The organism is Centipeda sp. (in: firmicutes), from assembly GCF_057271695.1.
In genome coordinates this window covers 1-10,708 of record NZ_DBHIVL010000078.1, presented here as the reverse complement: position 1 = coordinate 10,708, position 10,708 = coordinate 1, and the positions used below count along the sequence as shown (strand labels likewise).

The 10,708-nt window shown below is 56.7% G+C and carries 10 protein-coding genes and 1 pseudogene; 8 read left to right on the top strand and 3 right to left on the bottom strand.

Annotated elements, in window-relative coordinates:
* Nucleotides 1-83: 83 nt before the first annotated feature.
* Nucleotides 84-1,079: a PRC-barrel domain-containing protein gene (locus ACO6BQ_RS10555; protein WP_489120838.1), complete on the bottom strand. Its 996-nt coding sequence runs from the start codon at nt 1,077-1,079 to the stop codon at nt 84-86.
* 27 nt (nt 1,080-1,106) lie between these two features.
* The gene (locus ACO6BQ_RS10550; RefSeq protein ID WP_489120837.1) at nt 1,107-1,790 is read right to left on the bottom strand and encodes a conjugal transfer protein TraD; all 684 of its coding nucleotides are present in this window, start codon (nt 1,788-1,790) and stop codon (nt 1,107-1,109) included.
* 219 nt (nt 1,791-2,009) lie between these two features.
* Here ACO6BQ_RS10550 and ACO6BQ_RS10545 point away from each other — a divergent pair, with 219 nt between their 5' ends.
* From ACO6BQ_RS10545 to ACO6BQ_RS10525, 5 genes and pseudogenes are all read left to right on the top strand, one after another.
* On the top strand, nt 2,010-2,276 hold the full coding sequence (locus tag ACO6BQ_RS10545) for an HPr family phosphocarrier protein (RefSeq protein ID WP_006696600.1): 267 nt from the start codon (nt 2,010-2,012) through the stop codon (nt 2,274-2,276).
* A gap of 131 nt (nt 2,277-2,407) precedes the next feature.
* Entirely contained in the window at nt 2,408-4,141 is a 1,734-nt protein-coding gene (gene ptsP / locus ACO6BQ_RS10540; protein WP_489120836.1) for a phosphoenolpyruvate--protein phosphotransferase, read from the top strand.
* A gap of 115 nt (nt 4,142-4,256) precedes the next feature.
* Nucleotides 4,257-4,469 carry a ferredoxin gene (locus ACO6BQ_RS10535; protein ID WP_489120835.1) on the top strand — a complete coding sequence of 71 codons (213 nt, stop codon included), beginning with the start codon at nt 4,257-4,259 and terminating at the stop codon, nt 4,467-4,469.
* Between the two features lie 53 nt (nt 4,470-4,522).
* On the top strand, nt 4,523-5,980 hold the full coding sequence (gene dcm / locus ACO6BQ_RS10530) for a DNA (cytosine-5-)-methyltransferase (RefSeq protein ID WP_489120834.1): 1,458 nt from the start codon (nt 4,523-4,525) through the stop codon (nt 5,978-5,980).
* Between the two features lie 165 nt (nt 5,981-6,145).
* Nucleotides 6,146-6,253, top strand: a pseudogene (locus tag ACO6BQ_RS10525) (secretion protein HlyD); the annotation flags it as partial.
* 133 nt (nt 6,254-6,386) lie between these two features.
* Here the strand turns inward: ACO6BQ_RS10525 and ACO6BQ_RS10520 are convergent.
* Nucleotides 6,387-7,055, bottom strand: a complete 669-nt coding sequence (locus ACO6BQ_RS10520) for an NgoBV family restriction endonuclease (protein ID WP_489120833.1) — start codon at nt 7,053-7,055, stop codon at nt 6,387-6,389.
* Nucleotides 7,056-7,234: 179 nt separating this feature from the next.
* Between ACO6BQ_RS10520 and ACO6BQ_RS10515 the strand changes: the two genes are divergently transcribed.
* The 3 genes from ACO6BQ_RS10515 (at nt 7,235) to sucD (ending at nt 10,597) form a co-directional block, all read left to right on the top strand.
* A complete protein-coding gene (locus ACO6BQ_RS10515) occupies nt 7,235-8,308 on the top strand; it encodes an aldose epimerase family protein (RefSeq protein WP_489120832.1) in 1,074 nt (357 codons plus the stop codon).
* A 173-nt stretch (nt 8,309-8,481) separates the two neighbouring features.
* Nucleotides 8,482-9,672 (top strand): ADP-forming succinate--CoA ligase subunit beta, encoded by a 1,191-nt coding sequence (gene sucC, locus ACO6BQ_RS10510; protein WP_489120831.1) that lies wholly within the window; start codon nt 8,482-8,484, stop codon nt 9,670-9,672.
* Nucleotides 9,673-9,691: 19 nt separating this feature from the next.
* Nucleotides 9,692-10,597, top strand: a complete 906-nt coding sequence (gene sucD / locus ACO6BQ_RS10505; protein WP_489120830.1) for a succinate--CoA ligase subunit alpha — start codon at nt 9,692-9,694, stop codon at nt 10,595-10,597.
* Nucleotides 10,598-10,708: the final 111 nt, after the last annotated feature.

Here is a 10,708-nt window from a genome sequence, read left to right as displayed (position 1 = left end):
GGGCAAAAAAGATGCGTCAAGATGGCGTGGCTGAATTTATCAGTGCTTCCCTAGCGATGGTTGGGTATACTCATCGTCTGAAATTACTGTGCGCTCATCGAGAGCTCGATGAACTTGTTGCCGAGTTTCGCCTTCTGCAGGACTTCCTCGGTGATGTCCGCGCCCGCCTCAACGATGACAACGCCATTGTCCATCTTGATCGTACGCGTCGCCTTCTTGCCGAGCAGGAAGCGGCGGTGACGATCCTCGTTCACGCGCTCCGCGCTCTTGTCCTCGGTGGACTCTGCCGCCGGCTCCTCGGGTGCGGGTGCAGCCTCAGGAGCAGGTGCGGGCTCCTCTGCAGGAACCTCAGCAGGAGCTTCCTCAACGACAGGAACTTCCGGCTCCGGCGCGACCTCGACCACGGGAGCGGGCTCTGCAACCGGCTCCTCGACAACGGGTTCAGGCTCCGTCACAGATACGGGCTCCTCTGCGGGAGGCTCTGCCACGGGAGCAGTCTCCTCGACTGTGGGCGCAGCGACCTCTGCCACCGGCTCTGCCGCAGCCACGGGAGCTGCGGGTGCTGTCACAGCGGATGCCGCCGGTGCAGCCGCTGCGTCAGATTTTTTTCCGGCATCGCCCTCCGGGGAGATGACCGTGACTTCCTTTCCAAAGATCGAGACCTGATCCGCCGTCACCTCGGTCGTCGAGCCCTCGGGCGCGGTGATCTCGCATTTCTCGATGCTGCCGTCATCCCCGATGAAGATCTCGGAGATCGTCCCCTGGATGACACCCGAGCGCGTGATCGCCTTCGTGCCGATGACGCGGATGTTGTCGTCGAGCAGCGTCTCGAAATCACCCGCCGCATCAAGCGTCAGGATGTTCTCACTGTTGTTGATCGTGACGGCATCCTCGCCGACCGCAATGACATTATCGTAGGGAATGAGCTTGACTCCGCGATACCAGTCCTCGTCCTCAATCGTGATCGCCGCTACGACGCGGTTCGGCGCGTCGATGAGCAGGGTCTTGCTCATGCCGAGCTCGCGCCCCTCGGTGATACTGATGACGGGAAGTCCCAGAATGTCAACGCTTTTCTTCATTTGTATTCCTCCATTTTACTAAAAATGTCAGGTTGTCAGCTCCTCCGCACGCCGATCCGCCTCCATCAGCAGCTCCTTCGGAACCTCTCCAAAGGGGAGCGCGGGCGTTCCCTGTGCGGTGAGCATATGAGAAACGACGGTCAAAATGTTGCGGGAGTGCTGAAACTCCTGCAGCATGACGGCGTTCTTGGCAATGACAGGCAGCGCAAGAGCCTCGTCAAAGAGGGCAAGTGCCGCATCGTAGTCCCCAAGGTTCTTATACAGCGTGGAGAGCTCGATGATGAGATACGGCATATAGGAGTCCTCGGGATAGCGCGCGAGTGCACGGCGATATGCCGCAATCGCACGCGCGGGGTTTGAATCCGCCGCCTCGTACGCGATATCCAGCAGTACATCAAGGCTCTCCGGCAGCGCGTCTGTCAGCAGCTCCGCACGCGGGATCTCCGTCACATCTTCCTGTGGCGGCAGTTCTGCACGCCGACGCGCCCGCGCCGTCAGGAAACGGTTGTAGAGCGTCACGATGAACCCCGCGACGGCAATCAGGCCGCCCAGCTGCACATAGTACATCTGCGTGAGCGGCGGCCGCAGCACAATCATGCCGACAACAACGCCAATGCTCATGACAGCGGCGAGAAAGAGCGCGGAGAGACGAATCTGCGACTGCATCCTCCTCGCCCCCTGTTCCTCATCAATGCCCGATACAATGTGCATACCGATAGGTATTCTAACGTTTCTTTCGACATAAATATGAAATTTCCTTCTTTGACATAGGAAATAATAAAAAAAGTCTGTGCCATTTTTTTACTTTCTACCCTTTTTTCATTTTGCGTTTTATAGTATAATAAACACGGTATTCATTCGCGTGCAAAAAGATACAGTGCACGCGAGGGAGCATATAGGCTGATTCACTAACGGATGGGAGAGGTTCACATGACGCAGGAAACAGTTATGATCGAGAACAAGACGGGCATCCACGCACGTCCCGCATCGGTGTTCGTCCAGACGGCGACCAAGTTCAAGTCCAAGATCCAGATCGAGGCAAAGGGCAAGAAGGTCGACGCAAAGAGCATTCTCATGCTCATGAGCATGGGGCTCGTCAAGGGCACGGAGCTCACCATCATCGCCGAGGGCGAGGACGAGGCGGCCGCCGTGAAGGAACTCGCGGATCTCGTCAACTCGAAGTTCGGCGAAGAATAATACAGGAATCGCTGGGAGACGCCCGAGGTTTTGCAGTCCACTGTTTGCCTCGCGGCGTTTTTTCATAGACGACGCCGATCGCTTGCGGATGGGACAGGCTCGCATCGGCGCTTCTGACAGGGGGTATACATATGGCGGAAAGCATCCGTGGAAAAGGGGTTATCTCGGGGATTGCCGTCGGCAAGGTCATGCTCGCGGGGCAGAACCTCGACGGCTATCTTGCGGCATACAAGCCCGGCGCACTCGCCGAGGAGCAGAGCAAGGCAGAGGGCGCAATCGTCGCCGTCACCGAGGTTCTGCTGGCGACGATTGAACGTCTCCGCAAGGAGGGGCAGGCGGAACAGTCGGCGATTCTCGAAGCGCACCGCATGATGGTGCAGGACCCGATGATGGCGGAGAACATCAAGGGCAAAATCGAGGCGTGCGGCAGTGCGCCGCAGGGCATCCTCGATGCTGCAAACGAGCAGGCGCAGATGTTCGAGCAGATGGAGGACGAGTACTTTGCCGCGCGTGCAGTCGATCTGCGCGACGTGGGCAAACGCATCGCAAAATACGTCCTCGGGGTCAAAGAACCCGAGATTGGTTCCGGTCAGGTCATCCTCTGCGGTGAGGAGATCGAGCCGTCCGTCGTGGCGGGGATGCCCACCGAGCAGATTGCGGGCGTCATCCTCGGCTCGGGCAGTGCGACGAGCCACGTCGTCATCATCGCAAAGGCGCGCGCGATCCCGACCGTGCTCGGCATCGGCGACAAGATCAACCTCATTCAGGACGGCGACGAGGCCATCCTCGACGGCAGCCGCGGCGACATCATCATCCGCCCGACCGAGGCGGAGCGTTCACTCTATCAGACCAAGATTGAGGAGCAGAAAAAGCTCGCGGCGCACTATGCCGCGCTCAAGGATCTCCCGGCAGTGACAAAGGACGGTGTGCGCATCGAGCTGACCGCGAACATCGGCACGCACATGGACGTGGACAACGCGCTCACCTACGGCGCGGAGGGCGTTGGACTCTTCCGCTCCGAGTTCGTCTTCATGGGATCGACCTCGATCCCGACCGAGGAGGATCAGTTCAAGGCGTACCGCGCTGCCGTCGAGAAATGCGGCGGTCACATCTGCGTCATCCGCACCATGGACATCGGCGGCGACAAGCCCCTGCCCTACCTCAACATCGACCCCGAGGAGAATCCGTTCCTCGGCTACCGGGCTCTCCGCATCAGTCTTGACCGACATGACCTCTTCCTCCCGCAGATCAAGGCAATCCTGCGCGCCGGCCTCTACGGCAAGGCGGCGATGATGGTGCCCATGGTCATCAGCGTGAGCGAGATCCAGCGCGTGCTGAAGCTCGTCGAACAGGCAAAGGTAGAGCTGGCCCACGAGGGCAAGGAATACTCCGACGACGTGCAGATCGGCATCATGGTCGAGACGCCGGCGGCGGCAGTTGTCTCTCCGCTGCTGGCGCAGTACGTCGACTTCTTCAGCATCGGCACGAACGACCTCATCCAGTACACGCTCGCGGTCGACCGCGGCAACGCACAGATCGCGAACCTCTACAACCCATTCAACCCCGCCGTCCTGCGCCTCATCCAGCGCACGATCCAGAGTGCGCGTGAGCGCGGTATATGGGCGGGCATGTGCGGCGAGATGGCGAGCGACCCGTATGCCGCCGTCATCCTGCTCGGCATGGGCATCACGGAGCTCTCCATGAGCGCACCGTCCATCCCGCGCGTCAAGGAGATGATCCGCTCCGTCACCTCGACGCAGGCGAAGGAACTCCTCGCCGATGTCATGAAGATGGAGCACGGCGTTGAGATCCGCGCCTACCTGCACAAGATGCTTGAGGACTCGGACGCGAGCGCAGGGCTCTGATCAAAGGAGTGCCCTAAGCGCGATAGACGCTCACATACAACAGCATAGCAAATGGGGTGTTGTACGAAGTCAAAAACCTTCCTACAGCACCCCCATTTTCATTCTGTGAGGAAATATGAACCTATCCATTGACAGCGCCGCCTGTGTCTCCTGCGGCATGTGCGCCGAGCGGCTGCCTGCCCTCTTTCGCATCGACCGTACGGCGCGTTCTGCCGTGCTCGTGCGTCAGCCCTTACCGACTGAGCAGGACGATGCCATCGAGGCGGCGGAGGATTGTCCCGTCGGTGCAATTATTTTTGGGGCATCCTCCCGTATATTCGGGTCTTGAAATCTTGAAAAAGCGCATTGTTTTTGTTATACTAACAGAGAGGAGGGCATTCCATGCACGGAGGAACACGAAGCGGTGCGGGCAGAAAGACCATGTTGGTAAAGAAGCAGCCCGTAACCATTTATTTGGACGATGTGGACCGCGACATCATCATGCAGATGCCCCTTCCGCAAGCACACAGTTTTTCTCAAAAATGCAAAATATTGATTGATCGCGGCATATCCCGACTGCATGAGGAACTCCGCCCAAAACAGGATGAAATCACCTTCATTGATCTTTTCTGCGGTCTGGGCGGCATTCGTCTCGGCTTTGAATCTGCTCTCAAACAGTACGGTCGAACGGGAAAATGTGTCTTTTCCAGTGATGTAAAAAAGCCCGCCGTCAAAGCCTATCAGCATTACTTCGGCGAGAATCCGATGTGTGACATCACGAAAATAGATCCTGCCCGTCTGCCGAAGTTTGACTTTTTACTGGCGGGATTTCCCTGTCAGGCATTTTCACAGGCGGGAACGCGTCTCGGATTCCAAGATACGCGCGGGACTCTGTTTTTCAATGTTGCCGCCATCCTGCGGGAGAAAAAACCAGAGGGGTTCGTACTGGAAAACGTCGAAGGTCTGGTCTCCCATGACAAAGGAAAAACCTTTGAAATCATACTGAACACACTGACAGAGCTCGGCTACAAGGTTCAATACCGCGTCCTCAACGGCAAGGATTTCGGATTGGCGCAGTCGCGCAGCCGCATCTACATCATCGGTCTGAAAGGAAAAACCATTGCTCCGCTGGACGGTTTTGCGAAAAAAACCGCCCTCTTGAAAGATATTATTGAAACAGCAGTCCCTCCGACCCACACGAATTTTACCAAAAAGTTGCTGTCACATTTCACACTCGAAGAAACCTATGGAAAGGCAATCAAGGACAAACGCGGCGGCGACAACAACATTCACAGTTGGGACATCGGACTGAAGGGCAATGTCAGCGAGGAGCAAAAGGATCTGCTTGGCAAACTTCTGAAACACCGCCGTAACAAAAAATGGGCTCAGCACATCGGGATTGACTGGATGGACGGGATGCCGCTTCCCGAGCGTCTTATCTTTACCTTCTATCCACATCCATATCTGCATGAATTACTCGAAGATCTTGTCAAAAAAGGCTATTTGACATTTGAGCACCCAAAGCGAAAAGTCGGCAATCGACGGATTGCCGATCCCGCCTTGGAAAAGGGGTATAACATTGTTACGGGAAAACTCTCCTTTGAGTATTCAAAAGTTCTTTCTCCGTACGAGGTAACGCCGACGCTGGTCGCAACCGATGTCCAAAAACTGGCGGTTCCCGTGGGTGGCGGCGTACGGACACTGACTACGAACGAAGGCTTGCGACTCTTCGGTTTTCCAGAAGATTATACACTGGATTTTCTGACGGAACGGGAGGCATTTGACCTCTTGGGCAACACCGTCTGTATTCCCGTGATAAAGGCTGTTTCCGAACGCCTTCTAAGTGCCTATTTCAACTGAAAAATGAGGGCTTACGGCGATTCCTAAGGAAACGCAGATGAAATAGACCATCAGATTGGCGTAGATTTTTTCGTCCGAACAAGGAGGCAAACCAGACGCATAGCTAGGGAATCGCTGATAAAATGAAGTCCGTCAGATTGGCGTAGATTTTTTCGTCCGAACTAGGAGGCAAACCGGACGCATAGCAGAGGCTATGTGGAGGATTTGCCGACGAAGTGCGGGCAAAAAAGATGCGCTAAGATGACAGTGCTGAATTTATCAGTGCTTCCCTAAAGTTATGTCAAGGATTAGCCCACAAAGTTCGGGCAAAAAGATGCGTCAAGATGATGCGGCTGAATTTATCAGCACTTCCCTAAAGACAGGGGCTGTTGCATGAAGCAAAACTTCGTGCAACAGCCCTCTTTTTTCAGTAACGCAGCACTTTTTCAAGCCACTGCACGGGTGTAAAAGGAATTATCGGATTCGGAAATTTTGCAAAAGCTTGCGCAGCAGCTCGCAAAAACGCCGCTTTCTCAGCAAAACAAGTCTGTGGTCTGCTGTGAAAATTGCAAGGTCTGAGCGCATGCGGTATGCCCCGCTTCACCTGCAGTCCGACACGATACTTCCTGGCCGGGCCGGTAATCTGCCAGAGGTGCCTCAAATACAACTTTTTGAGCGTGAATCCCTGCGCAAAATCATCTGCACGATCCGGCTGATACCCGAGAATGAAATAATGCGCGTTGATCTTGCCGGGATGCTGAAATGTCGTATCCAAAAAACTATAAAAGTTCGCCAAATCAAAAGCAGGTGCGTTGTTGATATTCCACGCCTTGATCTCGACATCATACGAAATACCCGAAAATGTTGCAACAAAATCGGGAAACACCTGCGTCCCCGCTCCCTCATGAATATCCACGCCCAGATGGGAGAACCAATCGGGCAGCCATGCCTGCAGACAGTTTCCGATCACATCATTCCCCCTGTAAACATGATTGTGGTTGGCGAAATTGATGGAAATTTGTCCGTGCTGCCCCTCCAATCGGTCCTTGGAGAGTCGATACAATTCCTCCAACGAAGCTATTTGCAAGTTCTTCATACCACGACCTCCGCTCTGTCACAGCTCTTCATGTGTATGATACGACAGGTTTCCGCATCAAGTCAACACCCTCCAATCGGTGCAATTATTTCTTCTTTTCCTGTGGCAAATCGATAAATATATGATAGAATAAAAGAGATTTTTCGATTGGCGTTTCTGGGCTGCGGAGGGAATCTACAATGACAGAACTGAAGATGGAGTCATTCGGCAAGATGCCGAATGGAGATCGCATTGATCTCTACACCCTGACGAACGAACGCGGCACGCGCGTCGCCATCACCACCTATGGTGCGCGGCTGGTAAGGTTCGAGCGAAATGTAAACGGCACGCCGCTCGACATCGTGCTTGGCTATGACGACGGTGCGGGCTACGTCGCCGACACTGCCTCGATGGGGGCGATTGTCGGACGCCACGCGAACCGCATCGCGGGGGGACGTGTCACCATCGCGGGGCGTCCCTATCTGCTCGAGCTGAACACGGGGTCAAAGAAGCAGAACCACATCCACGGCGGCTCTACCGGGCTGCACTACCACCTCTGGACGGCAGAGATTGTCGACGGCGGCGTGGAGTTCACCGCCATCAGCCCCGACGGCGAGTGCGGCTATCCGGGCAACCTCGTCGCCAAGGTCGCCTATCGGCTCACGGACGACGACGCGCTGTGCATCTCCTACCGTGCTGTCAGCGATGCGGACACCATCTGCAACCTCACGAATCACACCTACTTCAACCTCGAGGGGGCGACCGCCGGCAGCGTGCTCGACCATGAGGTTGAGATCTACGCCGACGAATTCACATGGGCGGATGCGGAGTCCCTGCCCGACGGACGCATTCTCTCCGTCTTCGGCACGCCGATGGACTTCACAACGCCGCACACGATTGGCGAACGCATCGACACGGACTATGACCAGCTGCAGATGGCGGGCGGCTACGACCACAACTGGGTACTGCGCAGTGACTTCGCCCCCGAGCCATACTCGCATCTCAAGAAGGCGGCACGCGTTGTCGCAAAGAAAACAGGGCTCGCCCTCTCCTGCTACACGACGCAGATCGGCATGCAGTTCTACACCGGCAACGCCCTCGCGAAAAAACCCGTCGTCGGCAAGGGCGGCAAGGAATTCCGGCGGCGCGGCGGCTTCTGTCTCGAGACACAGTTCTTCCCGAATGCGCCTGCAAACCCGACATTCCCCCAGCCAGAGCTGCGCATGGGCGAGGTGTGGGAGGCGGAGACCGTCTACAAATTGGATGACTTGTAAGGATTTGCAAAATAGTTTTTGGAACCTCGTTACATCTATAGAAAATTTTTATGCTTTGCAAAGATCTTTCAATCATTCGTTTATGCAAAATTGCTAGACATTTCACAGGAATAAGCGTAAGATAGTATCTATAGGTAAGTTCTGCTCACAAAAATTAAGGGAGGATTGACTAAATGAATATTCATGAGTACCAGTCCAAGCAGGTTCTGCGCGAGTTCGGCGTGAACGTGCCGAACGGTCTGCCGGCGTTCACCGTCGACGAGGCAGTCGCAAACGCAGAGAAGCTTGGTTCCCCCGTCATCGTCGTCAAGGCGCAGATCCACGCAGGCGGCCGCGGCAAAGCGGGCGGCGTCAAGATCGCAAAGAACGTGGATGAGGTGCGTGCCTACGCGCAGGAGCTTCTCGGAAAAGTCCTCGTCACGCACCAGACCGGCCCCGAGGGCAAGAAGGTCGGACGCCTCCTGATCGAAGAGGGCTCGAAGATCAAGAAGGAATACTACCTCTCCTTTGTCGTTGATCGCCAGACGGCAAGCATCGTCATGATGGGCTCCGAGGAGGGCGGCGTCGAGATCGAGAAGGTCGCTGCCGAGACCCCCGAAAAGATCATCAAGGAGTACATCGATCCCGTCATCGGACTCGCCCCGTTCCAGGCAACACGCATGGCATACGCGATCAACATCCCCGCACCTGCGATCCGCAAGGCGGCCGCACTCATGCAGGGACTCTATGACGCATTCATTGGCAAGGACTGCTCGCAGGTCGAGATCAACCCGCTCGTCGTCACCGAGGACGATGATGTCATCGCACTCGATGCGAAGCTGAACTTCGACGACAGTGCACTCTTCCGCCATCCCGACATTGCGGAGCTGCGTGACGAGACCGAGGAGGATCCGAAGGAGCGTGAGGCGGCTGCGGCAGGCCTCAACTATGTCAACCTCGGCGGCGACGTCGCCTGCATGGTCAACGGCGCAGGGCTTGCGATGGCGACTGTCGACATCATCAAGCACTACGGCGGCGAGCCCGCGAACTTCCTCGATGTCGGCGGCGACTCCGAGCCGGAGAAGATCGCAAAGGCATTCAGCATCATGCTTGAGGGCGGTCAGGCAAAGGGCATCTTCGTCAACATCTTCGGCGGCATCAACCGCTGCGACAACATTGCCAACGGCATCATCGAGGCGGCAAAGATCATCTCCACGGATGGGAAGTCCCTCCCCGTTCCCGTCGTCGTGCGACTCGAGGGCACGAAGGTCGAAGAGGGTCGCGAGATCCTGAAGAACACGCCGATCGGCAACGTCTTCCCCGCCCCCACAATGGAGGGCGGCGCAGAGCAGATCGTCAAACTCGTTGCCGCAGCAAAAGCCTGAGGAAAAGGGAGGTCATACAATGTCAGTTCTGATTGATAAAGATACCAAGGTCATCGTGCAGGGCATCACCGGCAAGGCCGCCATGTTCCACACGAAGCAGATGCTCGACTACGGCGCGAAGATCGTTGGCGGTGTCACCCCCGGCAAGGCAGGACAGCAGGTCGAAGGCGTCCCCGTATTCAACACCGTCGCGGACGCTGTGAAGGCAACGGGCGCGACCGCCTCCGTCGTCTACGTTCCCGCACGCTTTGCAGCGGACTCCATCCTCGAAGCGGTCGACGCGGAGCTCGATCTCGTCGTCTGCATCACCGAGCACATCCCCGTGCTCGACATGGTGAAGGTGCGCCGCTATATGCAGGGAAAAAAGACCCGTCTTGTAGGGCCGAACTGCCCCGGCCTCCTCACCTCCGGACAGACCAAGCTCGGCATCACGCCCGGCACCGTCAGCAAGCCCGGCCACGTCGGACTCATCTCGCGCTCCGGCACCCTCACGTATGAGGCAGCATTCCAGCTCACGAACGCGGGCATCGGTCAGACGACCACCGTCGGCATCGGCGGCGACCCCGTCAAGGGCACGGACTTCATTGATGCGCTCCAGCTTTTCAAGGACGACCCCGACACCTACGCTGTCCTCATCATCGGTGAGATCGGCGGCACGGCAGAGGAGGAAGCTGCGCAGTGGATCAAGGAGAACCTGAAGGATAAGCCGGTCTCGGCGTTCATCGCCGGCCGTCAGGCGCCTCCGGGCAAGCGCATGGGTCATGCCGGCGCGATCATCTCCGGCGGCAAGGGCACGGCAGCGGACAAGGTTGCAGCCCTCAATGCGGCGGGCATCCCCGTCGCCGACACCGTCGCCCACATCGGCGAGACGATGGTGAAACTCCTCAAGGAGAAGGGTCTCTACGACAAGTGCCACACCTGCTGAGAGAACCACTCGTAACGTATCAGACGCCCCCGCATATGCGGGGGTGTTTTTTGGCCTTGGATGTACAATCTAAGTGCAACACAATTTAACAAAAAAAGGACTCATAACGAG

What these genes read in the sequence shown, in the direction of transcription:
- ACO6BQ_RS10555 (WP_489120838.1), bottom strand. Translation starts at nt 1,079, where the DNA reads ATGAAGAAAAGCGTTGACATTCTGGGACTTCCCGTCATCAGTATCACC.
- ACO6BQ_RS10550 (WP_489120837.1), bottom strand. Translation starts at nt 1,790, where the DNA reads ATGCACATTGTATCGGGCATTGATGAGGAACAGGGGGCGAGGAGGATG.
- ACO6BQ_RS10545 (WP_006696600.1), top strand. Translation starts at nt 2,010, where the DNA reads ATGACGCAGGAAACAGTTATGATCGAGAACAAGACGGGCATCCACGCA.
- ptsP (WP_489120836.1), top strand. Translation starts at nt 2,408, where the DNA reads ATGGCGGAAAGCATCCGTGGAAAAGGGGTTATCTCGGGGATTGCCGTC.
- ACO6BQ_RS10535 (WP_489120835.1), top strand. Translation starts at nt 4,257, where the DNA reads ATGAACCTATCCATTGACAGCGCCGCCTGTGTCTCCTGCGGCATGTGC.
- dcm (WP_489120834.1), top strand. Translation starts at nt 4,523, where the DNA reads ATGCACGGAGGAACACGAAGCGGTGCGGGCAGAAAGACCATGTTGGTA.
- ACO6BQ_RS10520 (WP_489120833.1), bottom strand. Translation starts at nt 7,055, where the DNA reads ATGAAGAACTTGCAAATAGCTTCGTTGGAGGAATTGTATCGACTCTCC.
- ACO6BQ_RS10515 (WP_489120832.1), top strand. Translation starts at nt 7,235, where the DNA reads ATGACAGAACTGAAGATGGAGTCATTCGGCAAGATGCCGAATGGAGAT.
- sucC (WP_489120831.1), top strand. Translation starts at nt 8,482, where the DNA reads ATGAATATTCATGAGTACCAGTCCAAGCAGGTTCTGCGCGAGTTCGGC.
- sucD (WP_489120830.1), top strand. Translation starts at nt 9,692, where the DNA reads ATGTCAGTTCTGATTGATAAAGATACCAAGGTCATCGTGCAGGGCATC.